Raw genomic sequence first — 24,281 nt, 5'->3', positions numbered from 1 at the left:
AGGTTTATCATGCAGTGTCAAACAGTGCTTCCCGGTACCGAGTGTACTTTCATGGGTAAGAATGGTTGCGTATTCACCGAAGGTGCATGCCAGGTAATCGTGGAAAACTGCGAGGGGTGCGAGAGGGTCGTTGAAACCCAGATCGGGAAAGTTTGCGGTAGCTACCCTGCTCCGGAGAAGAAATGGAGCGGCGGTCTTTGCAACTTCGCCACGCACGTGAAAGCAGAAATCAAGACCGAGGATGCGAAGATCAACCCGCTCAAAGCATCCAAGAAAGCTGCCGGTTCCAAAAAGAAGAAGTAACCGGGCTGCCTCGAAGTCCCGAAGGGGAGGAATTTTTTCCTCCCCTTTTTTTGTGCCCGCGCCTCGCTGGAGGAGCTTTGGCTGGTACAATCTCTCCCGTTTGCGATGCTGCAGACGGTGCCGCCTCTTCCAAAGGTGCCGCGCCCGAATGTGAGAAAGAAGGAGGCCCCTCATGTCATACGATTACCTCTCCTGCCCCTCCTGCGGTGAAAAGGTAAGGTCCTACAGCAATCCTTTCCCCACAGTCGACGTCCTCATCGAGCTCCCGGAGGGGATCGTCCTTATAAAGCGCAGGAACGAACCTTTCGGCTGGGCCCTCCCCGGCGGGTTCGTCGACTACGGCGAGTCGCTGGAGGCTGCTGCGGTTCGCGAGTGCGAGGAGGAGACGGCGTTGAAGGTGACGCAGATGAAGCTCCTTGGGTGCTATTCGGATCCGGCCAGGGATACCCGCTTCCACGCCATCTCCACCGTCTACGTGGTGAAGTGCAGCGGCACTCCGAAGGCGGGGGACGACGCAGCGGAATTCGGCGTCTTTCAGCTCGACAACCTGCCGAGCCCGATCTGTTTCGATCACGAGAAGATTTTGTCGGACTACCGGGAGAGGAGAGAGGCGGGGACGATCTGGTAAGGGAAGGAGCGTGAGAGGGGGCGCCGTGCCAGCAACGGCTGCGCCTTATGCCGGCCTACATGGACTACACTGAGGCATGTGAAGAGGTGAGTTCCCCCTCCCCTGCCAGGAGGGAAGGCGCCGCGGACTCGTCTTTCACTCTTGAGCTGTCCTGCCACAAAAGCTCAGTCACCCCGCCCCGCACAAAGTCGAGCACCCTCTCGGGGGGGAGCGGCCTGCTCACGAAGTACCCCTGCAATTCGTGGCAACCCTGCCTCTGGAAAAAGAGGAGCTGTCCCTGCGTCTCCACCCCCTCCGCGGTCACTCTCAGCTTCAGGGCACTCCCCAGGTCTATGATGGAGCTCGCGGCCTGGGCCGCGGCGTCGCTGTCCTCCAGCGCTGCGGTGAAGCGGCTGTCGATCTTCAGGGAGCGGACACCGAGGAGCTTTAGCCCGGCAGCCTCACCTTTACGGGTATAATCGTCCAGCACAACTCCGACGCCAAGTCGGGAAAGAGCGGCAAGGACCCCCTTCACGTATTCCGGATCATCGATGAGTGCGCTCTCGGCAACCTCCAGTTCCAACAGGTGCGGGTCGAGCCCCGCCTTCGCGACCGCATCGCGCACCCGGTCCACCAGGTCGCCCTGCTTCAGCTGGCACAGCGAAAGATTTACCGCCACGCGCAGCGGCGCTCCCCCTTCCTCCTGCCACTTCCTGTTCTGCTGACAGGCGCGCTCCAGGACCCAGCGCCCGATCGGCTCGAGAAGCCCCGCCTTCTCCGCCAGCGGGAGAAACTGCGCCGCAGTCAGAAGGCCGAAGCGAGGGTGCTCCCAGCGCACGAGCGCTTCCACGCCGCTCACCTGTCCGGTCACCACTTCCACCTTCGGCTGGTAGTAGATGCGCAGCTCACCGCGCTCCAGCGCCTGCTCCAGTGCATCGGCCAGGAGCGTCTCCGTGTGAAAGGAGAGCTCTCTCGAGTAGCTGCGGTACCCTCCCCTCCCCTTCTCCTTGGCGAAATACATCGCCACGTCCGCCTTCCTCATCAGCTCTTCGAGCTCGTCGCTGTCGTCCGGGTAGATGCTTATCCCGATGCTGACTCCCGCCTGGAGGGAGTGATGGTCGACGAGACACGGGGGCTCCAGCGCCGCCAGCACCTTGCGAGCCACCACCTCCGCGCCGTGGGAGTCGCGCAGCTGGCCGAGCGCGATCACGAACTCGTCCCCACCGATGCGCGCCACCGTATCCGTCTCGCGCACGCAAGCCGAGAGCCGCTGCGCCACTTCCTGGAGCAGCTTGTCCCCGACGCCGTGCCCGAGGGTGTCGTTGACCCACTTGAAGCGGTCCAGGTCGAGATAGAGCAGCGCCATGCGCTGACCCATGCGCTGGGAGACGGCGCGCATCTGGCGCAGCCGGTCCAGGAAGAGGAGACGGTTGGGAAGCCCGGTCAGGGGGTCGTGGTGTGCCCTGTGGTAAAGCTCCTCCTGGGCGCGCTTTCGCTCCCCGATGTCCCGTCCGATACCCCACACCGCAACCGGTGCTGCTCCATCGTAGGTGCAGGAAAGATTCCCCTCCACCGCGACGGGGGCGCCGTTTCGCGCGATGTAGAGGTGCTCGCAGGAGCGGCTCTCCCCGCCGGAAAGGACCCGGTCCAGTTCCTCGCGGTAGCGCTGCAGGCTCTCCGGGTGCAGCACGTCCTCCACGGTAAGAAAGTCGAGATGATCGCGGCAGTACCCCATGGTGCGCAGCCAGGCGTCGTTGGCGTAGAGGAAGCTCCCGTCCGGGGCGTTGCTGTGGATGAGATCGTTCGTGCGGTTTAGAAAGCTGTACAGCCGCTCCTCGCTCTCCCGAAGGATCTGCGTTTCCCCGCGCAGGGCGGACATGAGCTCGCAGCCGATGATCGCGATGGCAGCATTGAAGACGGTGGCGAAAAACCAGATCAGGAGGAGGTAGAGGACATCGTCCTGCACCCTCTGGTCCACAAACGGCATCGCTATGTGCGGCAGAAGCCGCCCGTGCTCCAGGAAGAGGAGAGTGCCGTGGCTGAACGCGGCTCCGAGCCAGGCGCAGCAGATCTCTTCGCGCCGCTCCAGGAGATAGACCGCCTCGATGGTGACGACGAGGTAGAGGGGCCAGAGCCAGCTGGCCGCCCCTCCGCTGAAATGGATCAGGACGGTCACCAGGAAGGTGTCGATAAGGATCTGCAGGTGGTGAAAGAAACGGAAAGGGGAGAGCTTCGCGTAGGCCTGCTGGTAGGAAAGGTTGTAAATGACCACCACGCAGATGGAAAGCGCAAGGAACGCCCCTTGCGACCTGGTGACGAAGAAGCCGAAACGGCTGAAGGAGTAACAGGTACCGGCACAGAGGGTGTACACGGCAAGAAGGAGGAGCATCAGCCACTTCGCGCGCATGAGCACGGTGATGGGAGGGGCCGAGCCCTCCCCCATGCGCGCGGGCCACAGGATCGCCTCTCTCCCCACCCCCATCAGGCGGCGGTCACCTCTGCTCCTTGGGGAGCAAAAAATCGCAGCTCAGGCTCTGCCGGGATAAGGGAGAGTTCGAATGCATAGCGGAAAAAGGTGCGCACCCCTTTCAGATGGGCGGGGGTGAGATCGTAGGAGATGGTGCGCCAGTAGTCGACGAGGTCGTCAGATGACAGCCATCCCCTCTCCGCACACCCGGCGGCAATGGCGGGGTAGGAGTGGTAGGCGAGCTCCTTTGCCGCGACAAGATCGCGGGCGAGCTCCGAGAGTTCCCTCCCCTTCGTGGCCGCCGCCTCGCGCCGCACAATCCAGAGTGCGAAAACAAAGGGTAGCCCGGTGAAGTCGTACCAGAGCTCCCCCAGGTCGTACACCCGGTAACCGTGCTCGATGGCGGCGCTCTTGAGCGCAGCGTCACCGATCAAAAGGAGCGCCGGATAGCGGGAAAGCGCCGCGTCGAGGGGAAGCTCGGTCCGTTGAAAGCTGTTCTCGAAGCCGTACTTTTTGGCGAGGAGAACCTTCAGAAGGTTCACAGAGGTGTCGGAGTGCAGCGTAAGACCGACCGTGCTGCCGTCGAGCTCCTCGATGGGGAGGCGGGAAAAGAGGAGTACGCTCTTTACCTTGCCGATGGAGCTGATGGAGAGGTCAGGGAGGAGACAGTACTTTTCGCTCGCCTGGGCGTATTCGATGGAGGAGGAGGGGCTCACCTCCACCTCCCCCCTGCGCAGCTTCGCGTTGAGCTCTGCAGGGACGCCGTCGACGAAGGTGTAGCGGCTGCAATCGAACGAGGCGGCCAGGGCGGTGAAGATGGGGGTACAGTTGGCGTACCTGATATGTCCGATCTGCAGCGTCAAGGGGAAACTCCGGAATCTCTACTGTGCCGGACCAGCGGGGGCGCGGTCGGCGGGGGTAGACTATACCAATGTAAACATGAGATCAAGGCAAAACGCGCCGATATATGACGCCGGGAGAGCTTCCCCTTTTCCTCCGCCGCCGAAAGTGAAAAGGCGAGAGAGACCCCTCGCCTTTTCCTGAGCTGCTGGTAGAAGCTTATAATTCAAGACCTGACCCCGGGGTCAGGTCTTGAATTATAAGGTTTGTATACGGGGCGCTACTCTTCCTCGGCGACCGAGACGAACTCCTCGTAGTGCTCTGCCGACATGAGGAGGTTCAGCTCCTCGTGATCGACGACTTCCACCACCACCAGCCAGCCGCCGTCGTACGGGTCGTCGTTCACGATTTCCGGGGTGTCCACTACCTCGTGGTTCACCTCCAGCACCGGGCCGGAGAGGGGGGCGTAGAGCTCCGCCACCGTCTTTCTCGCCTCCACGGACCCGAAGGAGTCGTCCTGATCCAGGTCGTCACCCGGATCGGGGAGCTCCACCGCGGTGATGTGCCCGAGCTCGTGCTGCGCGTAGTCGGTGATGCCGATGACGGCGCGGTTTCCTTCCACGCGCACCCAGATATGTTCCTTGCTGTACTTCAGTTCATCAGGAAAGTCCATACCTTACTCCAGTACCAGCCTCTCGATGAAGCCGGTGTCGATATTTCCCTCGATGAAGTCCTTGTTGGACATGATCTTTTTGTGGAACGGGATGGTGGTCTTGATCCCTTCGACGATGTACTCGTCGAGCGCGCGGGCCATCCTGGTAATCGCCTCTTCCCTGGTGTCGGCATGGACGATGAGCTTCGCGATCAGGGAGTCGTAGTGCGGCAGCACGGTGTAGTTCGTGTACACGAAGGAGTCGACGCGCACTCCGAGACCGCCGGGAGTGTGGTGGCTGGTGATCCGTCCGGGGGACGGGGTGAAGCGGACCGGGTCTTCCGCGTTGATGCGGCACTCGATGGAGTGACCCTTGATCTTGATGTCGTCCTGCGTGTAGCGCAGCTTCAGACCGTAGGCGGAGCGGATCTGCTCCTTCACCACGTCGACGCCGGTCACCATTTCCGTCACCGGATGCTCGACCTGCACGCGGGTGTTCATCTCCATGAAGTAGAAGTTGTTCTGCTTGTCCACCAGGAATTCGATGGTGCCGACGGAGGAGTACCCTACCCCCTTGGCGGCACGCACCGCAGCGTCCCCCATCGCCTGCCGCAGTTCCGGCGTGGTGACGGTGGAGGGTGCTTCTTCGATCACCTTCTGGTGACGGCGCTGGATCGAGCAGTCGCGCTCGCCGAGGTGCACGACGTTGCCGTGCTTGTCGGCGAGGATCTGGATCTCCACGTGGCGCGGCGACTCGCAGTAGCGCTCGATGTACACCTCGGGGTTGCCAAAGCCGCTCTGCGCCTCGGCGCGCGCGGTGGCAAAGGCGTTCGGAAGGGTCGCCGGGGAGTGCACGATCTTCATGCCGCGCCCGCCGCCGCCGGCGGTAGCCTTGATGATGACGGGGAAGCCGATCTCCTTGGCGACCTTTATCGCCTCGTTCACGTCGGCCACCCCTTCCTTCGTGCCGGGAAGGATCGGCACCCCCTGCTTGATGACCGCCTGGCGCGCGCTGATCTTGTCACCCATGATGCGCATGCTCTCGGCGGAGGGGCCGATGAAGGTGATGCCGCAGTTTTCGCAGATCTCGGCAAAGGCGGCGTTCTCGGAGAGGAAACCGTATCCCGGGTGGATCGCCTCGGCGTCGGTCAGTTCCGCGGCCGAGATGATGGCGTTGATGTTGAGGTAGCTGTTGATGCTGGGGGCAGGACCGATGCAGACGCTTTCGTCGGCAAGCTTCACGTGGAGCGAGTCCTTGTCGGGGAGGGAGTAGACGGCGACCGTCTTGATCCCCATCTCCCGGCAGGTCCTGATGATGCGGAGGGCGATCTCCCCCCTGTTCGCTATGAGCACTTTATGGAACATACTTTTGTGGTTCTCCGGTCTGCGTGCTCCTCCGGTTTCCCGAAAAAGCCGCGACAATGCCGAATGGAGAGGGAAATGCCGGTACGGGGCTCACCGGAAGGGAGCGGCCGCTGCGGTATCCTGCTCCATGCAATGGATGGGCGGTACTAGAGCCTTTCCACCACGAAGAGGGGATCGCCGTACTCGACGGGGGAAGCGTTCTCCTTGCAGACCTTCACGATCTTGCAGCGGAACTCCGCCTCGATTTCGTTCATGAGCTTCATCGCCTCTACGATGCACAGCACCTCCCCTTTCTCGACCACCTGCCCTACTTCCACGAAGAAGGCGGCTTCCGGGGACGGCGCACGGTACAGGGTGCCGACGATGGGGGATACGATGACTTCACCCTCTTCCGCCTCGGCTTCGGCTGCGGGAGCGGCGGGGGGTGCTGCTACGGGGGCGGGAGCGACAGGCTGGGGCGCGAAGGGGTACTGCGCGGGGTGCTGCGGCACGAACTGGGGAGCACCTGCGACGGCGCCCCTCTTGATGACCACTTTCTCGTCGGCGCTCTCGAGCTCGAACTCGGTGATGTCGGTCTCGGTGACCATCTTGATGAGCGTCTTCAGGTCTTTTATATCCACGTGTTTCTCCTTTTCATTACAGTTAATCGCACGTCTGCGCGCAAAGATCCGGCCTTCGCAGGGTCTTCCCGTGGGGGCACCTCGCGCCGGCCGGCAAAACGGAAAGTACAAAAGAACGCGGAGACCGGGGGACGGTCCCGCATCTTTAGGGAGCTATAAAACGATCAAATCCTTCGGGACCTTCGTGATGCACCGGCACCCGTCCTGCTCCACGACGACGGTATCCTCGATGCGCACCCCCCCCCAGCCGGGGATATAGATCCCGGGCTCGATGGTGAAGACCATACCCTCGGTAACGGTCCCCTCTCCCCGCGGGGAGACGGTGGGGTGCTCGTGGATGTCGATGCCGACGCCGTGGCCGAGCCCGTGCCCGAAGTAGCTGCCGAAGCCGCGGCTCTCGATGTAGCTGCGCGCCAGGGCATCGACTTCCTTCAGCGTCATCCCCGGGCGTGCCCCCTTTATCGCGGCTTCCTGCGCTCCCCGCACCGTCTCGTACACCTCGACCTGGCGGGGATCGGGTTTCCCCACGCAGACGGTGACCGTCTCGTCGGAGCAGTATCCCTGGTACAGCGCGCCGTAGTCGAGGGTCACCAGCTCGCCGTAGGCGATGACCTTGTCGGAGGCCTTGCCGTGCGGCAGGGCGCCCCGCTCACCGGAGGCGACGATGAAGTCGAACGATATCCCGTGGGCGCCGCGGTGCCGCATGGCGATCTCGAGGGCGAGAGCGACGTCGCGCTCGACGGCGCCGGGTCGTACCTGCGGGAGGATCTCCTGCAGCGCTTCCGAGGCTATCTGCGCCGTCTGTTCGAGGAGACGAAGCTCGCTCGCGTCCTTGACCGTGCGAAGTGCCTCCAGCTCCTTGTCGACGGGGATGAACTCGAGGTTGGGAAGGACCGAGCACAGATCCTTGTGCGCGGCGACAGTGGTGTGTGCCGCCTCGAAGGCAATCCGCTGCGCCCCCTGCTCCTGAAGAAGCCTCTTCACCCCTTCCAGGCGCTGCGCATATTCGATTACCTGCACCCCCGGGGCCTCTGCGGCCGCCTGGGAAGTGTAGCGGGAATCGGTAAGGAGAAAGGCCTCTTTTTCGGAGACGACAAGGAGAGCACTGGAACCGGTAAAACCGGAAATATATCTTATATTACTGAGGCTTGTAACGATCAAAAGATCGGCGCCGGACCCCTTCAGAGCACCCCTGGCCGCCGAGATTCTGTTATCTAACATAAGAGCCCCCATCTTGACAATCTATTTTTCCAGGTGGCTCACCAGTGCGCGCAGCCCCAAAAGATAGCTAGTTGCGCCAAATCCGGAGATCTGTCCGAGGGCGATCGGGGCGATGTAGCTCCTGGTGCGAAACTCCTCCCGGGCGTGCACGTTGGAGAGGTGCACCTCCACAGCCGGGAGGGCAACGGCGGCGATTGCGTCGCGGATGGCCACACTGGTGTGGGTGTATGCCGCGGGGTTGATGAGGATGCCCTGGCAGGTGCCACGCGCACCCTGAATGGCGTCGACCAGCGCCCCCTCGTGATTTGACTGCACAGTGGTAAGTTCCACGGAGAGCTCGCGGGCGAGTTCGGCGAGGGAATCGTTGATCGTCTCCAGCGTCGCAGCCCCGTAGATCCCCGGCTCCCTCGTTCCCAGGAGGTTCAGGTTCGGGCCGTGCAGCACCAGTATGCGATGCGCCGCCATTACTGGAGCGCCTCGCGCAGTTTCCAGGCGTCGCGCTTCAGGAGGTAGCGCCCTTTGCCGTAATTGCCGTCTGCCGAAAGTACGAGGGCAACGAAGAAGTCGTCGCTCACGCCGCGCACGATGACCCGGCACTGCTCGCTGGAGATGGAGACCTCTTCCAGCTCCCCGGTCTTCAGGACCCCCACCGTCCTCTTGATCTCCTTCAGTACAGAGGCGTATTCCACCGCCAGAAGGTGCACGTCGAGTTCATCGCGCTGCGCCTGGTACTCGTCGATGGCGATGCCGTCGTACCCCATGACGATCCCGCCGAGACCTCCGCCGCTTTCCTCCACGATCTGCTGCAAGATGCTCTTAAAGGGCATGCTGCTTCCTCCTTCTTATATTCTCTAGCCACTCCTCGAGGATTTCCACTGTCTGCTGATCACTTTTGGCAAGATGAGCCGCGGAGGGGACGGGAGACGCGGCAACCGGCGCCAGCGGGGGGACGACAGCGGGAGCTTGCTCCTCTGCCGCGGCAAAGGGCGCCCATTCTTCAGCGCCTGCAAGAGCCCCCTCGTCACCGGCTGCGAAAGCGGCTTCCTCTTCGGCGGCAAAGGAAAGCTCCCCCTCCTCTACGTTCGGGAGATCCTCTTCCTCGACTGCAGGGACCCCGGCTTCGGCGGCAGCGGCAATGGCACGCTCGAGCTCGGCCGCACGCCTTGTGTACGTCAGGTTAGCCGGGTCGTCCTCGAGGAGCGCGCGGTAGATGCGCAGCGCCTTCTCCGGAAACCCCTGCGAGAGGTAGAGTTCAGCCATGGTGGCGGTGGAGAGCGGATCCTTCCCCTGTGCCGCGACCGGCGGGGCGGGAGCTTGCGGCGGCTCCGGCTCCTCCGGCAACGGCTCCTCGAGGTCGAATAGTTCCTCCATCTCGAAAAGCTCCTCCGGCTCCAGTTCGTCGGTCAGTTCCTCGACGAGCTCGACCTCCTCCAGTTCCACCTCCTCCACTGCGTCTTCGGCGGCGGCCGTCACGGGCGCGCTGCCGGAGAGGGTGCGCAACAGGAGCGCGCTCTCGGCGTCGTCGGGGTTGTCGGCGAGAACGCGCCGGAGAGCCTCGCGCGCCAGATCGGTCTCTCCCGCCTCGGCGTAGACCTGGCTCAGGAGCTTCTGAGCCCGCAGGTTGTCCGGGTTCGAGCCGACCACCCGCTCCAGGGCCTCGCGCGCCGCCCCCTTCTCCCCCTTGTCCAGGAGGGCTGCGGCCAGCGCCAGAAAGCCGCCGGCGTATTCGGGGTGCAGGGTGCACCCTTTTTTGGCGACGGAGATGGCATCGTCCAGAAGCCCGAGCTTGCGGTACAGCTCCGACAGCGGTGCAAAGCAGTACGAGCGGGGATCCGCTTCCAGCATGTCCTCGTATCGCTTTATGTCAGCCCAGAAAGAAATGGCGGTTTCTATCATCTCATGCTCCTATGCCGCAGATCTTCAGCAGCTTCCCGGGATCGGTTACCCTCTCGAGGGAAAAGTCGCCGATCCCTTTGTTGCAGACGAATGTAAGACCGGAGTGGCGAACCTTCTTGTCGTGGGAGAGCGCCTCTTCGTACTCCTCGAAGGGGAAGAACGGAAGCTCCAGCGGGAGACGCAGCTTTTGCAGGAGCGCCTCTATCCGGCGGCACTCCTCGTCGCCGCAAAGCCCTAAGGAGCGGGAGATGCGGGCAGCCTGCACCATGCCGATCGCTACCGCCTCGCCGTGCAGGAAACGGCTGTAGTGCGTGAGGGTCTCCACGGCGTGACCGAGGGTGTGGCCGTAATTGAGCACCGCCCGAAGGCCCGACTCGCGCTCGTCGCTCTCCACAACGCGGGCTTTCAGCGCGCAGGAGCGGCCGACTGCGTGGATCAGGGCGTCCTTGTCGCGCGCCAGGAGCCGGTCGACGTTCTCTTCCAGAAAGGTGAAGAAGGGGGCGTCGAGAACGGCGCCGTACTTCACCACCTCCCCGAGTCCGCTCAAGTACTCGCGGTCCGGCAGGGTGTCCAGGAGGGCGACGTCGATCAGCACCCCCTTCGGCTGGTAAAAGGCGCCGATCAGGTTCTTACCCTTCGGGTGATTGATGCCGGTCTTCCCGCCAACGCTCGAATCGACCTGCGAGAGGAGCGTCGTGGGAACCTGGACGAAGGGGATGCCGCGCAGATATGTCGCAGCAGCAAAGCCCGCCATGTCGCCGATGACCCCCCCCCCGAGAGCTACTATGAAGGAGCCGCGGTCCAAGGCTGCCTCCACCAGGGAGTCGTAGATGAGGTTCAGTGTGCCGCTCTCCTTGAACGCCTCGCCGTCCGGAAGTTTAACCGGAACGGTGCGATAGCCGGCGGCCGCGAGGCTCGCGCAGGCCCGCTCGAGGTAGAGGGGCGCGATCGTCCGGTTCGTCACGACCGCGGCGGTCCCGGAGAGGGAGAGCGCCTTGCACCTGTCACCGAGAGTATGAAGATTGCCGGCGCCGATGGTGATGTCGTAGCTGCGCTCGGCCAGATCCACTTTTATTCTTTCCACTGTTACCTCGTACAAAGGGCGGGGACGTTTCACCGAAGCGCCGCACGCGACCTCGCGTCCCCCCCTTTGCGAAGGGGGGACAGGGGGGATTTGACTTCGCAAGGAAGCGTCCGCGTAAGGTGCGCAAGCAAGATGTCAGACTCGGTGGTAACTGCTGCCGTCACAACAAATTAAACCGGCCAAAACCGCTGGAGCCTATACCATTGATTTTTATACTGCCATAGCAGTGCTACGACCGAGAGGTAATCAAATCCCCCCTGCCCCCCCTTCGCAAAGGGGGGAACGTCGGATCTCTTGCAGTGCTTCGTGGAAATGTACCCGCGCTCCCCGGAATTTGCGGATGAACCTTCGCACATGGCGGGAACCCAAGCCCTTGCCTTATCCATGCACGGCACACAAACCGTCGTTCGAATTACCTAGAACAGGGGCTCCGTTCGAGAGTTCCCCTCCCCTTCCATAAAGTGCACAATCTCCGCGGCGATCGCCTCCACCGTCTTTCCAGTGGTGTCGATGCGCAGATCCGCATCGGCATAGTACCCTTCCCGGCTCGCCATGAGCGTCGCGATCCGCTCCCCCGACGGGTCATCCTGCAGGAGGGGACGCTCGCTGTCGCCGGAGAGCCGCTCCACAAGCGCTGCCACGCTCGCCGTCAGGTTCACAATCGTCCCGTGTTGCCGCATGACGCTGCGGTTATCCTCGGCGATAACGGCACCGCCGCCGGTACTCACGATGATCCCTTCCTCCTGCGCCACCTTCGCGAGCACCTCGCTCTCGAGGCGGCGGAAGGCCGGCTCACCCTCCCCCGCGAAGATCTCCTTCACGGTCGCGCCGGCCTCTTCAACGATGGCGCGGTCAAGGTCGACGAAGCGGAACCCGGTGATCGCAGCGAGCACCTGGCCGACGCTCGTCTTGCCGCACCCCATGAAGCCTGTAAGAAAGATGTTCCTCAATCAGAACTCTCGCAGGTACTGGAGGTAGGAGGTGAAATTCCTCCGGGTCTCCTCGATGCTGTCTCCGCCAAACTTCTCCATGAAGGCGTTGACGACCTCGATTGCCACCACCGACTCCGCAACGACGGCAGCAGCGGGAACCGCGCAGACGTCAGAGCGCTCCACCGTCGCCTCGAAGGGCTCCTTGGAGAGGATGTCCACCGACCGCAACGGCGTGTACAGCGTGGGGATCGGCTTCATGGCGCCGCGCACGATCAGTTCCTCACCGTTGGTGATCCCCCCCTCCAGGCCCCCCGCCTTGTTCGTCTTCCTGAAGAAGCCGCTCTGCGCCCCGTTAGCTACCCTCTCCCCGTCGAAGAAGATCTCGTCGTGCACCTGGGAGCCCGGTGCGCGGGCGGCATCGAAGCCGAGCCCCACCTCCACCCCCTTGAACGCCTGGATGCTCATAACGGCAGCGGCGAGACGCGCGTCGAGCTTCCGGTCCCATTGCACATGGCTGCCAAGCCCGGCGGGGAGGCCGTTTACCCGCACCTCGACGACGCCGCCCAGCGTATCGCCATCGGCCTTTGCCTTGTCGATGAGGGCGATCATCTTCTGGTCCGCCTCAGGGTCGCAGGTGTACAGCGGGGAAGCCGCGATGATCCTTTGCAGTTCCTCGGCAGGGAGAGCGGGGCGCTCTGCCTTTATGCCGCAGAGCTCGGTGACGCACCCGGTGACCGTGATGCCGAAGGCGGAAAGGTACGCCTTCGCCACGGCGCCGACCGCCACCCGCACCGCGGTCTCGCGGGCGCTGGAGCGCTCCAGGATGTTTCGCACGTCGTCGTGCCCGTACTTCATGGCGCCGGGGAGGTCCGCGTGCCCCGGGCGCGCCCGGGTGACCCTGATGCTGTCGTCGCGGTCCTCCTCTAGGGGGGACATGCGCTTTTCCCAGTTGACCCAGTCGCTGTTTATTACCGCTAGCGTGATGGGGGAGCCGAGCGTCTTTCCCCAGCGCACGCCGGAGAGAAGACGCGCCTTGTCCGTCTCGATGAGCATGCGACCGCCGCGGCCGTAGCCGCCCTGCCGCCTTGCCAGGTCCTTGTTGATCTCTTCTTCGGTAAGGGAAAGCCCTGCGGGAATTCCTTCTACTATGGCGGTAAGCTGCGGGCCGTGCGATTCCCCCGCGGTGAGGTACCTGAACATGCATTCTCCTTGGTGCGAATTACTGGGGTGCCCGTACTGCCTTTCCTGCCTTCTCCGGCACCGGCCCTCTGGCGCCGCCATACCGGGGCGCGCGACAGGTGCAGCGGGATATTAGCAGTTATTCCTGCGGCAATCAAAGGTTATCGCGATAGCACCTGCCGAGCTCCAGTTACACAAATGCCAGGGGATGTCCCCTGGCATTTGCTTCGTACCGGTATTTGCCACCCTTGTCGGAGAGGGGGCTAGGGCGTAGTGACAGGGGCGTTCGTGGTCAGGCTGACGGCGGTCGTGGTGTTGCCTGTCAGCCCCCCCGCCAGGGGGACTGCCTGGTTGTTCACCACGGTGAGCTCGGTTACGGTCCAGGTGACGGTGACGGAAATGGTGTTCGACGCCGCAGGAGAAGTCATCGTCAAGGTAGCGCCCGGGAAGTCACCGGTGCCGGTGGCTACAATCGTCGTCGTGTTCGTGCCGGTGTCGGCAAAGGTCACGGTGGCTCCGGCCGAAGTCGGGGCGACGGTCGCGGTGATCTTGAACAGATGCGTGGAGGAGGTATCGAACGGATCGTTGACGGTAAGGAAGCCCGCCTGCGACGGGATCGGGATCTCGGTCGAGGTGTTTGCCTGGTCGCTGGTGACAGCGAAGTCGACCGCGGGAATGGGGGTCAACGTCATCGCCACCCCGGAAAGGGAGACGGAGGCGAAGTCGGTGAGCTTGTCCGCCTCCACCTTCACGGTCACCGTCTGCGTGCCGGTGAAGGCGGCGGGATGGAAGGAAACGCTTACGATGCCGGAGTTATTGGTATGGTAGGTGCCGAGATCCTGGTATTCGCCGTTTCCGACGCGGAAGGAAAACTTGATCGGCTGCCCGATGAGGTTCGTCACCGTCGGGTTGGTGTACTGTGCGGTGGCCTTTATTTCCGTACCGGTGGCAGCCACCGTAACAGTTACCGCGCCGTTTAGCCCGTCGCTACCGCCACCGCACCCGGCCAGCGCCACGGTGAATAAAGAGAAGACTGCCAACAAAAGGGACCTGAATCTCATACTCTCTCCATTTTCTCCATTTCATGCTGGGGGAGCCCCCCAAGATTAAACCGCTGTCCTCGGTGCCCGCGGATCAGATCACCAGCTTCGGCGTAATGAAGATCAAAAGCTCCGTCTTGATCTTCGACTTTGTGTTCGACTTGAAGAGCCATCCCAGGAGCGGGATGTCGGACAGGAACGGCACCCCGGTGTTGGTGTCGGTGTCGCTGTCCACGTAGATCCCGCCGATGACCGTCGTCTCGCCGTTGGCTACCACGAGTTCGGTGGTCGCCTCTTTCTTGTTGATCGGCGGCGGGGTACCGGAGCCGGGGGAGTTGTTGCTCGCCTTGATCTTCATGCTGACGGAGCCGTCGGGGGTGATGTGCGGCGTGACCTCGAGGGTGAGGGCCGCCTCCACGAACTCGGTCTTCGTCCCCTCCGCCGAGGTCGTCTGGTACGGAATCGACTGCCCCTGCGAGATCTTCGCCGCCTTGTTGTTCAGCGTCACGACCTTCGGGGTGGAGATGATCTTTACCTGGCCGATGGTGGCCGCAGCGGAGAGCCTCATGTCGATCTGGATGTTGCTGGTGAGCTTCCCGAACGACATCCCGGTGGCAAGACCGCCGGTGGTAAGGGTCGGCAGCACCGTGGAGACAACGCCGCCAAAGCCGGTATCGAGCGTGTTGATGCCGGCGGTGGAGGCCGACGCGTCCTTGTAGTGGATCGCCCACTGCACCCCCAGGTCGCGGGTGAAGTTGGAGGAAGCCTCCACGATGCGCGCCTCGATCATCACCTGCTTCTCCGGGGTGTCGAGGGTCTTCAGGAGGTTACGCATCTCGTCGATCGCCATCGCGATGTCTTTTACGATGACCTTGCTGGTGCGCTCGTCCTTCGTGATGAGTCCGCGGTCGCTCTTCAGGGCGGCAAACTGCATCATGACGTCGGAAACGCTCGCGTAGTTCACGTCAAAGACGGCGGTTCTGAGCTCCATCGTCCGCTCCCGCGCCTTCTTCGCGGCAGTCTCCTCGTCGGCCTGGCTGAGGATCCTCCCTTTCGGCTTGATCTGGACGATGTTCCCCTCGCGCTGCATCCCGAGACCCTTGTTGTCGAGGATGACGTCCAGCGCCTGGTCCCAGGGGACGTTCACGAGCTTTATGCTGATGGTCCCGGTGACATCGTCCGCCACAAGGAAGTTCAGGTTGCTGACCTCGGCGATAAGCTGGAAGATCTTGCGCACATCCGCATCGGAGAATTCAAGGGTCACCCGGCGCCCCTTGTACACCTTCTTCTGGGCAACAGTCGAGCCGACCGTCGGGGGAAGCTCCACCACACCGCTCTGCTCCGCGGGTGCGGCGGCGAGTTCCTCCGCTGCAGGGGGAGCCGCCTTCTCGTGGCGCGGCGCCACGGGCGCCACCGGCGCCTTCGCTGCAGCAGCAGGTTTTGTCTGCTCTATCTCCAGAACGAAGGTGTCCCCTTCCTGGAAGGTGGTGAAGGGGGAGGACTCGCTCATGCGCACCTGCACCCTCGCCTGGTAGCCGGTCTTCGCCTTCACCTGGTACGGAACGACCGAGAGGACGTTGGAGCCGAAGCCGGAGGTATCAAGTGAGCGCTGCAGCTTTTTCGGTACCTGGCAGTTCCTGAGCACAAGGGAGATTCCCTCCGCCGTACGGACCGGTTTCCCCGCCTGGCAATCGCCGGCGAGCTTCAAAAGGACGCGCGCCCTGTTCTCCACAACCTTGAAGTCGACGGCCTCCAGTGCCCCCTTCCCTTTCTTCAGAGAGGTGGCCGGAACTTCTACCTGCGTCTTCACAGGGGCCGCGATGCGCTCGCGGGAGGCAGGGGTCGCAGCCGGAGCGGCCGGAGCCTTCGCTTCAGGCTGGGGGGGCTCGGCCGGCGCACCTTTTTCGACCGGCGCCGCTGCGACCGCTGCCGGCGCCTTACCCTTGAAACGGATACGCAGACCGTTGTCGGTCGGGCGCACCTCGAACGGCGCCAGCCCTTCCGGCGCATCGAGGACGACGCGGACCTTGTCGGGGGTGATCCCGATCCGTGCGCTGCCGATGCCGTACGCCTCTATCGGCACCACACTCTGCTTCACCTTGTTTTTCACGCCGAAGAGGTCGAGCACCAGGCGGTCAGGCGCGCGGAGCTTGAAGGCGCTGAAGGTCTCGATCCCGCCGGCGATGCCGAGGTCAATCCCGTCCGGCGAAACTGCCACAGAGGTAAGGAGGCGCTGCGGGGCACCTGCAGGAGCGGATGGGGCGGGGGCGGCTTTCGACTCCGGCGCACCCGCCTGTGCGCTTTTCTGCTCGGCAGGTGCCGGCTCCGAGGTTGCGGCCTGCACAGAGGGGGCGGGGGCGACTCCGCCTGCGGCGCCGTCCGGCGCTGCCGCCTGTGCGACGGCTGCGGGGGCCGGGGCCTCCTTGGCGGCGGGAACCGGCTCCTCCGTGACCCTTCTTTCTTCAACTTTCGGCTCGGCTGCAGCAGCGGAGGGGGTAGCGGACGCGGCAAGGACGGGGTGCTCCGCGTTAGCCTCACCTTTGGCGTCCGCCGGCGGCGCCTCCTGCTTCACCTCCGCCTGCGGCTGGGGCGCTACCGCCGCGGCAGGTGCGAGCTTCACGATGAGCTTCCCCTTGTCCTGCGGGTCGGTGTTCACCTCGAACTCCGCATCGGAGCGAAGCGCGATCTCCATGCGGGTAAGGACCCCGCCGCCGACCGGCTGGCGCATCAGGTCGATACGCTTTATATTTCCGGCGTTGATCTCCTGGGCGGTCGCCGCGGCGCCAGGCTCGGTCTGGGAGAGGTCCACAATGACCTTCGGCGGCGCATCGAGCTTGTAGGAGGTGTAGGTGAGGGGCCTGTCGCTCTTCAGCTCCACCTGGGAAGCGTCCTGGGAGACCTGCACCGACTGTATCGTGGCGTAGCTGGAGCGTTCCGCCGGAAGCGGCTCGTTCGCCGCGGACATCCTCTTTACGCAGCCGGAGCAGGCCGCCCACAAAGAGATGAGTGTCAGCGCCTGACAAAGGGTTCTGCTTGGGTACATTCTCATCTGAAACGCTCCTTACCTTTTCTTGGCCAGCGTAAGCACTATGGTTCTCTTCTTGACGTGTCCGGCTTCGTCGCGGTAGCGCTCCACCACCTCAACCGACGAGGGGGTGATCCGCGTGATGCGCCCCTGGTGGTTTCCCACCACCATCCCTACCTGCACGACGTACGGTTTCCCCTGGGGGTCGACCAGAAGCGCGCGGTTCTCCTTGATCCCCGCGATGATCCCGGTGACCCTGAACTTGCTCACCTCGAAGCTCTGTATCGGCAGCTCGTCCCCTTTCGGGCGCAGCGTCTCCCCCTGCTGCTCGGCGGGCTTCTGCGGCTGCGCCTCCAGGAAAGGCTTGAAGGGGTCGCGGCGCGCCTTGAAGTCGCCCTGCCCTCCACCCTGCGCTTGTGCGGAGGAGTGCTGCTTCTGTACCGGTGCCGCCTGCGGGGCGGGAGCGGGCTGCGGCGCCGCGGGGGTCGCGGGCGCGGGCGCTTCCTCCTTCTTCTTGCAGGCAGGAAGGAGCGCGACCATGAGCGTGAGCGCGCACAAAAGCGCCCTATTTCGGTGCGGGAGTCTTTTCATCCTTGGTCTCTTTCTGGTCAAGGAAACGGAAGGTGGTGGCCAGGCAGTTCACCTTCAGGGTGGTGCGCCCACCAACGGTCTTGAAGTCGGAGAAGTTCACGTTGTTGATGTTGACGATGCGGGGGAGATTGCCGACGGCGACGAAGAAGTCTGCAACCTGGTAGAAGGTGCCGGAGACGGAGATGTCTACAGGGACTGCGGCGTAGAATTCCTTCTTCTCCTCGGGGCGCGGCTTGAAGAGGAGAAACTCGAGGCCTGCGCTCTTCCCGGCGTTGGAGATGCTGGTGAGAAGCGAGGGGATCTCCTTGGAGTTCGGCAGCTCCGTGAGGGCGTTGTCCAGGTCCTTCTTCAGCTGCTCATAGTCGCTCTTGAACCTCGGCAGGTTGTTGGCGATGCGGCGGCTTTCGGCGATCTGGCGGTCAAGATCCTCCACCTGCGTCTGAAGGCTCTTCAGCTCCTCCATGCGCGGCCTGTACAGGAAGTTGTACAGGAGCGCACCCTCCAGGAGCACCATGAGGCATAACAGCGCCACCTTCTGTTTGGTGGGCAGCTTCAGTACTTTCTCTATTGACGGATCCATGAAAAGCCCCTGCTGACCGCAGTTGTACTAAATGTAGGTAAGGTGGGAACGGTCCGGCCTGCGCGCCGGAGCTACTTCCCCTTGATGCTGAAGTTGATGTCGAAGCGCTTCGCCTTCACACCCGCCATCTCCGTCTGTTCGGAGACCTGGAGCTCCACGTTCGTGAAGGCGGGATTTCCCTGCAGGTTGCGCATGAAGGCGGCGATGAGGTCCTCGCTGAGCGCGATCCCCCCGACGGACACGTTCGCCCCGTTCTCCGAGTATCTCGTGAGCCAGAGCTTCTCCGGCACCGCGTCGGAAAGGGCGGCGAGGCGGCTGGCCGGACCGGTCTTCTCCTTCCTGAGGCTATTCAGGACGTCGAGCTTCTTCTTAACATCTGCCTGCAGCTTCTTTATGTTGTTGATGGCGCCGATCTTCGACTTCAGCGACGTCAGCTCGCTCTCCGAGGTCTGGATCTTCTCCTTTGCCGCGGCGATTTTCGAAACGGTAGCGAAGTAGAGAGCTACGCCGATCAACAGAACCAGGACGAGGGTGCCGGCCGCGATGGAGATCTGCTGCCTGATCGTCTCCTTCTTTTTGGAGGCGCGTACCGGTAAGAGATTGATGCGGATCATTTATCCCCTCCCCGCCTCAGCGCAAGGCCCATGGCGACCGTCATGAGGGGCGCGATCTCCTCCAGGTAGGCGGGGTCGAAGTCTTTCTCGTTCACCGCCACCTTCGTGAAGGGGTTTAAGATTTCCACCGGCAGCTGCAGCTTCTGCTGGACGGCATCGATCAGGAAGGGGGTCTTCGCCCCACCCCCGGAGAGGTACACCTTTACGATCCGCTCGTCCCCTGCCGTGGAGTTGTAGAAGTCGAGGGAGCGGCGCATCTCAAGGGAGATGGAGTCGTTCACCCGCTGCATGATCTCCTTCAGACGCGCGTCGCCGGAGGCGAAGGCGCCGACTTTCATCGCCTCGGCATCCTCCGTGGAAACCCCGTACTGCTTCTGGATCTCCTCCGTGTACAGGTTCCCCCCCATCTGCACGTCGCGGGTAAAAAGGGAGACCCCGCCGCGCACGATGTTCAGGTTCATGATGCTCGCGCCGATGTTCACCAGCGCCACGACCTCGGTGAAGCCGTCCTCGTAGTTCGCCTCGTAGGCGTTTTGCACCGCAAAGGAGTCGACGTCCACCACCACGAGCCTCAGCCCCGCCTCCGTGAAGACAGTCTGGTAGTCGTTTATGATGTCCTTCTTGCTCGCCACCAGAAGGACGTTCATCTTGGAGGGGTCGTGCTCGTCCGGGGAGAGTATCTGGAAGTCGATGTTCACGTCGTTGATGTCGAAGGGGATGTACTGCTCCGCCTCCCAGTGGATCTGGTCCTCCAGCTCCTCCTCGGGCATGACCGGCAGCGAGATCTTCCTGATGATGACCGCGTTGCCGGAGATGGAGCACGCCGCCTCCTTCGCTTTTATGGAGAGGCTCTGCAGGAGGTTCTTGATCGTCTCCACGATGGAGGAGCTGTCCATGAGGGTGTTGTCCACGATCGCCTCCGCCGGCAGCGGCAGGAGCCCCACGTTGGAGAGCTGGAAGCCCCCCTTCAGCGACCTCAACTGGACCAGCTTCACCGCGCTGGAACCTATGTCGATCCCCACTATCTCTTTTTTTCTTGTGAAGAGCATTGTGCGTCCTGTTGAACGGTTAGTCCTGAAACACCTTGTCCTTTTCGGAGAGTGAAAAACCGAGCGCCAGCAGGATCTTGCGCTTCGTCTCCATCCTGCACTCCTCACCACGCTCGATCCTGTCGACGGTGATGGGGGAGACGCCGGCCAGGCGGGCCAGCTCGGCCTTGCTCATCAAACGCTCTTCCCTCAACTTTTTGACGCTGTTGCTAACGATTATGGGCATGCCAGCACCTGACTCCGGACAGATTTTGGCGCAGATTTACAGTAATTAAAAGAAAAGTCAAGAAATTGTTTTAAGTTATATGTAATTATGTTCTTTGGATGTAAAAGATAATGAGTGATGATCTCTGATGAGGCAAATTAGATGGTACCAATAAAAGTTTCAAGTGCAATTACACCCCTCCCCCGCCGCGGAGCCGCTCTGGGCGGGGAAATGCCGGATCTGCGCAAAGTCTGCCCGATAACGGCCCGATCTATCAGCGAAATATTTTTTGTATATCAGTAGGCATAGAGAACGGAAAGGCGGGCCTTCTCCCTTAGGTCCGTCGTCTCCCCCTGCACCCCGATGCTGTACAGATAGGGGACGTGCTGCGGGTAGATCTCCTCGTCCTTCCAGTCGACCGCGCCGCCTGCGTCGAGGTCGAAACCGCCAAGGAAGGAGTTGCCGGGGACGGTGTCCACGATCTTCGTCGATACCTGGTACTCCTTCGAATGCCCGGTCCCCTGGAGGACGAAGCTCACGTCGGGGAGTGTCGCGGGGTCCGAGCTCTTCCCTTCCGCGGTGCAGGCGCTCCACTCCTCCGTGCGGGTGGAAAGCTTCTGCTGCAGGCACTGCGCGCTCCCCCCGGGAAAGCTCACGTCGAAGGAGAACATGTCGTGCACCTGCTCCAGCGAGTCCGAGGTCAGCGGCCCGTTCATCGCCTTCAGGAAGAGTTGCGGAATGATCTCCTTCGCCAGGACATCCACCCCCCCTTCGGCCGCTGCGAGCGCGGTACTGTAGCGCTTGTGGCTCGCGGTGCTCTTTATCCCCTGCGTCACGGAGTAAAGGAGCGCCGTCGCTATCACCAGAGAGAGGAGGGTCAGAAGGAGCGCCGTGACCAGAGCCGCCCCCCCTTCCCCGCGCACCTTCGCCATGATCCCCCCTTTTTCGCCCCGACCTCCCGGAACTCTGGGCACTTTCCGCATACCCCTTTTCACTCGAGGTTCTTCGGCTGAACGACGATCCTGAAGATCTTCCACCGGTAGTGGCGCCAGTCCCCCCCGAAGGTTGCGGAGAGCTCGGAAGCCTTCCGCTCCCGCGTCTGCTCCGGCGCCTCCGCCTCGTCTCCGACGACGATCGCTTTTTCCGCATCGGGCACCGGATAGAGGAACGAGGGATCCCTCCCCCCTTCCTGCGCCAGTATGTACACCCTGATCTCCTTCACCTGCTCGCGGATGGTGCGCGGGTCGAACTCGTTCACGTTCATCAGATCGTCGGTATGAAGGTCGATGTCGCCGTCGCCGTTTGTGTCCAGCCCCACCACGACCTGAAGGTCCGCGACGCAGTCGAGGAGCGGAAAAACCGTGAACTGGCTTCCGCTGGCATCCCCCTGCTGCTTCAGCACCATCTTCGAGAGTCGCCCCGTTCCCTTCGCGCAGCGCGCCGGGAGATCGTCGGGGGTGCTTATGAAGTAGTCCGCCCTGTTGAAGGGACGTGTCAGCGGGGTGGCTGTGTCAGGATCGACCCCGTACACGACGAGGCGGTCCTGCGGATTTTTCGGGAGGTACGCCACCGGCAACGGCTTGCTGTAGGGGAAGGAAAAGAGGCTCCCCTGCATGACCAGCTCCTTGCTCACCACCCCGTTTTTCACGCTGTCCCGAAGGGCGATGACGCGACCGCTGTCGGTGCCGAGGTAGAGCTCGCTCTCCGACCGGCTCGGCTTCACCACCGCGTGAAGGGGGCTGCTGTAGGTGAGAAAGCTCCACCGCCGCGCGACCCGGCTCATCCCGAGCGCCGCCCCTTTGAGGACGAGATAGTCAGCCCCCTTTATTCCGGTCCCCGTGCCGCGGCGGACAAGGACAGCCCGCGGCGCCATGAACTGCCCCGCCGTGCCGTCGAACGCCTCGTTGAACGCATCAGGATCGTTATCCCCTTCCTGAGCCTCTGCATACCCTGCGTACCCGGTCGTCTGGTACGACCAGGGGAGCCCGAGCCCTGCGTTTTCCAGGTCGATGCGCAGGAGTTCCAGCCCGATCATCCCCTCGATCTGGGTCTGCTCGGACCTGACGAGGTGGCTGGAGGTGGAGACGATACGGTTGAAGGTGAGGGTGGTGAGGGTCATGACGATGGCAAAGACCCCGATCGCCACCACCAGCTCGGCAAGGGTGTACCCCCCCTCGTCACGGCACATGGCGCTCACCTGTTGCTCTTGATGGTGTATATCTCATGCTGGAGCCTGTCCCCCCTGTAGTTGTAGCTCACCCGCACGAGGAGCCTTCGCGACTTCCCCCCCGTCGACTGGTACTCCCTTGTCACGGTGAAGAGGCGCCCTCCCCCCCGGATCTGCAGCGGCACGTCGATGGTCGACTCCTCCTTTGTGCGGTCGCCGAAGGCCGCCATTTTGAAATCGCCGTCGTTCTGGTGCCCGGCGGCAAGCCTGAAGGCGTTCATCTCCTTCTCGGCGAGGCGCACGGACTCCTCGCGGAGCACGTTGCGGGTATCGTACTCCAGCGCCACGATGACCGCCTGCAAGAGCCCCAGGAGCCCGATCATCATCACGAGCAGGGCCGCCAGCATCTCGATGAGGGTGAAGCCCTCTTCACTTGACGGTGATGAACTCCGAAGCACAGTCCTTCCCCTCCTTCCGGCTTCCCAGGTTCACCCTGGTGTAGTAGAGGACGACGCTGTCGGTGAGGTTCCTGTCCCCGGACTCCTCCATGCAGATGGAGCGAAAGGGCGGACTGATGATCCCCCGGTCGTCGATGTCGATGGCGGTCCCGGTGCAGTTCCAGGTGATCGGGTAGTTGAGCTGGAGGCGCACCCTCGGAGAGGCGCCATCCTCGTCGTCCTGGGTGGAGGAGTACACCTCGAAGGAGGTCCGCTTCAGCTTCACCCGCCTCCCCCTCCTCTCCGTCAGGGCGGCGAGTCTCGCCTGCATGATCTCTGTCTGGATCATCCTCGTCTGCGCCTCCTTCCTGCTGCGCCGGATATAGTCACTGAACCTGAGGACCGCTATACCGAGCAGTATGGAGACGATGCAGAGGACCACAACCAGTTCTATCAAGGAGAATCCGCGCTCTCTCATTTTTTCTCACTCCGACAGTGACGAAAGGCGCTAAAGACATAGCAGAAGGAGTGTGACAGAAAAAGATCCGGTCCCCTTCCCTTGTGCCGTGGTTGGCATGCGGAGTGGGCGATCGGTTCTCTCAAAAGCGCCTGCGCGGCGCGGCGTGTGTCAGGAACGGCTGCCTCTTGTGAGGCAAATGAGGGTGGGTTAGAGCGGGTTATGACTTTAGTAGTATAACCTCGAGACGGCAAAAAAAAAGCCGGCCCCGCATATACGGGTCCGGCTTCTCATTGTGCGTCAGGCGATTCTCAGTAGGCGTACAGCACCGAGAGGTTCGCTTTTTCTTTCGGATTCACCGCCTTCTCCCCCTGCACCTCGATGGAGTAGATGTTGGGGGTGCGCGGCGACTGGGTGCTCGCGCCGGCACCGGCGACGCCGATCCCCGGGTCGAGGTAGTCGACGCCGCTCGTATCGAGGAGGCCGACCCCGGGGACGGTATCCACGATCTTGCTGTACACCTTGAAGTCCGGGGCGCCGGTCTGCCCTTTCAGGTTGAAGACGACGTCCGGCAGCTCCTTCGGATTCAGGCTCTTCGCGGCGGTCCCCCCGGTCCACGAGGCGGTCGGGGTGGTGAGCTTCTGCTGCAGCGCTGCGCCGCTGGGGAGGGTGAGCCCGAGCTTGTCGGTCCCACCGAAGTCGCTGAGAAGGGAGGTGCTGCCGCTCGTGAAATCATCGATGACGCGCGGGATGACCGTCCTGGTGAGGAACTCGGTGCCGCCGTAGGACGCCTCCAGCGCGTTCTTGTAGCGCGCCTGGGCGGCGGTCATCTTGCTGGCGCTCATGACGAGCTCGAGGAGCAGGAGGATCATCGCCAGGCTGATGAGGGTAAACATGAGGCTCACCACAAGGGCGATCCCGTCTTCGTTTCGTACAACTCGCATAAAATT

At 62.7% G+C, this 24,281-nt stretch carries 26 protein-coding genes; 2 read left to right on the top strand and 24 right to left on the bottom strand.

Annotated features, from left to right (window positions below):
- Nucleotides 1–9 precede the first annotated feature (9 nt).
- Together LPW11_RS17440 and LPW11_RS17435 are read left to right on the top strand one after the other, a co-directional pair.
- Entirely contained in the window at nucleotides 10–303 is a 294-nt protein-coding gene (locus tag LPW11_RS17440) for a PxxKW family cysteine-rich protein (protein ID WP_230995150.1), read from the top strand.
- Between the two features lie 172 nt (nucleotides 304–475).
- On the top strand, nucleotides 476–931 hold the full coding sequence (locus LPW11_RS17435; RefSeq protein ID WP_230995149.1) for an NUDIX domain-containing protein: 456 nt from the start codon (nucleotides 476–478) through the stop codon (nucleotides 929–931).
- Between the two features lie 64 nt (nucleotides 932–995).
- On the opposite strand, the gene LPW11_RS17430 is transcribed toward LPW11_RS17435, so the two are convergent.
- From LPW11_RS17430 to LPW11_RS17315, 24 genes are all read right to left on the bottom strand, one after another.
- Nucleotides 996–3,392, bottom strand: a complete 2,397-nt coding sequence (locus LPW11_RS17430) for a putative bifunctional diguanylate cyclase/phosphodiesterase (RefSeq protein ID WP_230995148.1) — start codon at nucleotides 3,390–3,392, stop codon at nucleotides 996–998.
- Complete coding sequence (locus LPW11_RS17425) at nucleotides 3,392–4,240, bottom strand: menaquinone biosynthetic enzyme MqnA/MqnD family protein (protein WP_230995147.1); 849 nt, start codon at nucleotides 4,238–4,240, stop codon at nucleotides 3,392–3,394. Before LPW11_RS17425 ends, LPW11_RS17430 begins: the two co-directional genes overlap by 1 nt.
- A gap of 257 nt (nucleotides 4,241–4,497) precedes the next feature.
- Nucleotides 4,498–4,890 (bottom strand): glycine cleavage system protein GcvH, encoded by a 393-nt coding sequence (gcvH, locus tag LPW11_RS17420; RefSeq protein ID WP_230995146.1) that lies wholly within the window; start codon nucleotides 4,888–4,890, stop codon nucleotides 4,498–4,500.
- 3 nt (nucleotides 4,891–4,893) lie between these two features.
- Nucleotides 4,894–6,234: an acetyl-CoA carboxylase biotin carboxylase subunit gene (accC, locus tag LPW11_RS17415; RefSeq protein ID WP_230995145.1), complete on the bottom strand. Its 1,341-nt coding sequence runs from the start codon at nucleotides 6,232–6,234 to the stop codon at nucleotides 4,894–4,896.
- Nucleotides 6,235–6,380: 146 nt separating this feature from the next.
- Entirely contained in the window at nucleotides 6,381–6,854 is a 474-nt protein-coding gene (gene accB / locus LPW11_RS17410; protein WP_230995144.1) for an acetyl-CoA carboxylase biotin carboxyl carrier protein, read from the bottom strand.
- A gap of 153 nt (nucleotides 6,855–7,007) precedes the next feature.
- On the bottom strand, nucleotides 7,008–8,075 hold the full coding sequence (locus tag LPW11_RS17405; RefSeq protein ID WP_230995143.1) for a M24 family metallopeptidase: 1,068 nt from the start codon (nucleotides 8,073–8,075) through the stop codon (nucleotides 7,008–7,010).
- A 21-nt stretch (nucleotides 8,076–8,096) separates the two neighbouring features.
- Nucleotides 8,097–8,540, bottom strand: a complete 444-nt coding sequence (gene aroQ, locus LPW11_RS17400) for a type II 3-dehydroquinate dehydratase (protein ID WP_230995142.1) — start codon at nucleotides 8,538–8,540, stop codon at nucleotides 8,097–8,099.
- Nucleotides 8,540–8,902, bottom strand: coding sequence for a roadblock/LC7 domain-containing protein (locus LPW11_RS17395; RefSeq protein WP_230995141.1), 363 nt, complete (start codon nucleotides 8,900–8,902; stop codon nucleotides 8,540–8,542). Before LPW11_RS17395 ends, aroQ begins: the two co-directional genes overlap by 1 nt.
- Nucleotides 8,892–9,971: a tetratricopeptide repeat protein gene (locus LPW11_RS17390; RefSeq protein ID WP_230995140.1), complete on the bottom strand. Its 1,080-nt coding sequence runs from the start codon at nucleotides 9,969–9,971 to the stop codon at nucleotides 8,892–8,894. The genes LPW11_RS17395 and LPW11_RS17390 overlap by 11 nt, the downstream gene beginning before the upstream one ends.
- A gap of 1 nt (nucleotide 9,972) precedes the next feature.
- Nucleotides 9,973–11,055 (bottom strand): 3-dehydroquinate synthase, encoded by a 1,083-nt coding sequence (gene aroB / locus LPW11_RS17385; protein ID WP_230995139.1) that lies wholly within the window; start codon nucleotides 11,053–11,055, stop codon nucleotides 9,973–9,975.
- Between the two features lie 416 nt (nucleotides 11,056–11,471).
- A complete protein-coding gene (locus LPW11_RS17380; protein ID WP_230995138.1) occupies nucleotides 11,472–12,005 on the bottom strand; it encodes a shikimate kinase in 534 nt (177 codons plus the stop codon).
- On the bottom strand, nucleotides 12,006–13,187 hold the full coding sequence (gene aroC / locus LPW11_RS17375; protein WP_230995137.1) for a chorismate synthase: 1,182 nt from the start codon (nucleotides 13,185–13,187) through the stop codon (nucleotides 12,006–12,008).
- A gap of 242 nt (nucleotides 13,188–13,429) precedes the next feature.
- Nucleotides 13,430–14,227 carry a hypothetical protein gene (locus LPW11_RS17370; RefSeq protein ID WP_230995136.1) on the bottom strand — a complete coding sequence of 266 codons (798 nt, stop codon included), beginning with the start codon at nucleotides 14,225–14,227 and terminating at the stop codon, nucleotides 13,430–13,432.
- 73 nt (nucleotides 14,228–14,300) lie between these two features.
- Nucleotides 14,301–17,255: a type IV pilus secretin family protein gene (gene pilQ, locus LPW11_RS17365; RefSeq protein ID WP_230995135.1), complete on the bottom strand. Its 2,955-nt coding sequence runs from the start codon at nucleotides 17,253–17,255 to the stop codon at nucleotides 14,301–14,303.
- A gap of 12 nt (nucleotides 17,256–17,267) precedes the next feature.
- Nucleotides 17,268–17,822 (bottom strand): pilus assembly protein PilP, encoded by a 555-nt coding sequence (locus tag LPW11_RS17360; protein ID WP_230995134.1) that lies wholly within the window; start codon nucleotides 17,820–17,822, stop codon nucleotides 17,268–17,270.
- The gene (locus LPW11_RS17355) at nucleotides 17,797–18,402 is read right to left on the bottom strand and encodes a type 4a pilus biogenesis protein PilO (protein ID WP_230995133.1); all 606 of its coding nucleotides are present in this window, start codon (nucleotides 18,400–18,402) and stop codon (nucleotides 17,797–17,799) included. Before LPW11_RS17355 ends, LPW11_RS17360 begins: the two co-directional genes overlap by 26 nt.
- A 71-nt stretch (nucleotides 18,403–18,473) precedes the next feature.
- Nucleotides 18,474–19,016: a PilN domain-containing protein gene (locus LPW11_RS17350; protein WP_230995132.1), complete on the bottom strand. Its 543-nt coding sequence runs from the start codon at nucleotides 19,014–19,016 to the stop codon at nucleotides 18,474–18,476.
- Nucleotides 19,013–20,065, bottom strand: a complete 1,053-nt coding sequence (gene pilM, locus LPW11_RS17345) for a type IV pilus biogenesis protein PilM (RefSeq protein ID WP_230995131.1) — start codon at nucleotides 20,063–20,065, stop codon at nucleotides 19,013–19,015. Before pilM ends, LPW11_RS17350 begins: the two co-directional genes overlap by 4 nt.
- 19 nt (nucleotides 20,066–20,084) lie before the next feature.
- Complete coding sequence (locus LPW11_RS17340; protein ID WP_442899792.1) at nucleotides 20,085–20,291, bottom strand: helix-turn-helix transcriptional regulator; 207 nt, start codon at nucleotides 20,289–20,291, stop codon at nucleotides 20,085–20,087.
- Between the two features lie 275 nt (nucleotides 20,292–20,566).
- The gene (locus LPW11_RS17335; protein ID WP_230995130.1) at nucleotides 20,567–21,202 is read right to left on the bottom strand and encodes a pilus assembly protein PilX; all 636 of its coding nucleotides are present in this window, start codon (nucleotides 21,200–21,202) and stop codon (nucleotides 20,567–20,569) included.
- Nucleotides 21,203–21,261: 59 nt separating this feature from the next.
- Nucleotides 21,262–22,458 (bottom strand): PulJ/GspJ family protein, encoded by a 1,197-nt coding sequence (locus LPW11_RS17330; protein WP_230995129.1) that lies wholly within the window; start codon nucleotides 22,456–22,458, stop codon nucleotides 21,262–21,264.
- A 5-nt stretch (nucleotides 22,459–22,463) separates the two neighbouring features.
- A complete protein-coding gene (locus LPW11_RS17325; protein ID WP_230995128.1) occupies nucleotides 22,464–22,895 on the bottom strand; it encodes a prepilin-type N-terminal cleavage/methylation domain-containing protein in 432 nt (143 codons plus the stop codon).
- Nucleotides 22,867–23,352 carry a pilus assembly FimT family protein gene (locus LPW11_RS17320; protein WP_230995127.1) on the bottom strand — a complete coding sequence of 162 codons (486 nt, stop codon included), beginning with the start codon at nucleotides 23,350–23,352 and terminating at the stop codon, nucleotides 22,867–22,869. The genes LPW11_RS17325 and LPW11_RS17320 overlap by 29 nt, the downstream gene beginning before the upstream one ends.
- 290 nt (nucleotides 23,353–23,642) lie before the next feature.
- Entirely contained in the window at nucleotides 23,643–24,275 is a 633-nt protein-coding gene (locus LPW11_RS17315; RefSeq protein ID WP_230995126.1) for a pilus assembly protein PilX, read from the bottom strand.
- Nucleotides 24,276–24,281 lie beyond the last annotated feature (6 nt).

Origin of the sequence: Geomonas sp. RF6 (assembly GCF_021044625.1) — a bacterium.
GTDB lineage: Bacteria > Desulfobacterota > Desulfuromonadia > Geobacterales > Geobacteraceae > RF6.
This window is presented reverse-complemented; position numbering and strand designations above follow the sequence as displayed.

Coding starts and splice junctions, on each gene's coding strand:
- LPW11_RS17440 (WP_230995150.1), top strand. CDS start 10: ATGCAGTGTCAAACAGTGCTTCCCGGTACCGAGTGTACTTTCATGGGT.
- LPW11_RS17435 (WP_230995149.1), top strand. CDS start 476: ATGTCATACGATTACCTCTCCTGCCCCTCCTGCGGTGAAAAGGTAAGG.
- LPW11_RS17430 (WP_230995148.1), bottom strand. CDS start 3,392: ATGGGGGTGGGGAGAGAGGCGATCCTGTGGCCCGCGCGCATGGGGGAG.
- gcvH (WP_230995146.1), bottom strand. CDS start 4,890: ATGGACTTTCCTGATGAACTGAAGTACAGCAAGGAACATATCTGGGTG.
- accC (WP_230995145.1), bottom strand. CDS start 6,234: ATGTTCCATAAAGTGCTCATAGCGAACAGGGGGGAGATCGCCCTCCGC.
- LPW11_RS17405 (WP_230995143.1), bottom strand. CDS start 8,075: ATGTTAGATAACAGAATCTCGGCGGCCAGGGGTGCTCTGAAGGGGTCC.
- aroQ (WP_230995142.1), bottom strand. CDS start 8,540: ATGGCGGCGCATCGCATACTGGTGCTGCACGGCCCGAACCTGAACCTC.
- LPW11_RS17395 (WP_230995141.1), bottom strand. CDS start 8,902: ATGCCCTTTAAGAGCATCTTGCAGCAGATCGTGGAGGAAAGCGGCGGA.
- LPW11_RS17390 (WP_230995140.1), bottom strand. CDS start 9,971: ATGATAGAAACCGCCATTTCTTTCTGGGCTGACATAAAGCGATACGAG.
- aroC (WP_230995137.1), bottom strand. CDS start 13,187: ATGTTCAGGTACCTCACCGCGGGGGAATCGCACGGCCCGCAGCTTACC.
- LPW11_RS17370 (WP_230995136.1), bottom strand. CDS start 14,227: ATGAGATTCAGGTCCCTTTTGTTGGCAGTCTTCTCTTTATTCACCGTG.
- pilQ (WP_230995135.1), bottom strand. CDS start 17,255: ATGAGAATGTACCCAAGCAGAACCCTTTGTCAGGCGCTGACACTCATC.
- LPW11_RS17360 (WP_230995134.1), bottom strand. CDS start 17,822: ATGAAAAGACTCCCGCACCGAAATAGGGCGCTTTTGTGCGCGCTCACG.
- LPW11_RS17355 (WP_230995133.1), bottom strand. CDS start 18,402: ATGGATCCGTCAATAGAGAAAGTACTGAAGCTGCCCACCAAACAGAAG.
- LPW11_RS17350 (WP_230995132.1), bottom strand. CDS start 19,016: ATGATCCGCATCAATCTCTTACCGGTACGCGCCTCCAAAAAGAAGGAG.
- pilM (WP_230995131.1), bottom strand. CDS start 20,065: ATGCTCTTCACAAGAAAAAAAGAGATAGTGGGGATCGACATAGGTTCC.
- LPW11_RS17340 (WP_442899792.1), bottom strand. CDS start 20,291: ATGCCCATAATCGTTAGCAACAGCGTCAAAAAGTTGAGGGAAGAGCGT.
- LPW11_RS17335 (WP_230995130.1), bottom strand. CDS start 21,202: ATGGCGAAGGTGCGCGGGGAAGGGGGGGCGGCTCTGGTCACGGCGCTC.
- LPW11_RS17330 (WP_230995129.1), bottom strand. CDS start 22,458: ATGTGCCGTGACGAGGGGGGGTACACCCTTGCCGAGCTGGTGGTGGCG.
- LPW11_RS17320 (WP_230995127.1), bottom strand. CDS start 23,352: ATGAGAGAGCGCGGATTCTCCTTGATAGAACTGGTTGTGGTCCTCTGC.
- LPW11_RS17315 (WP_230995126.1), bottom strand. CDS start 24,275: ATGCGAGTTGTACGAAACGAAGACGGGATCGCCCTTGTGGTGAGCCTC.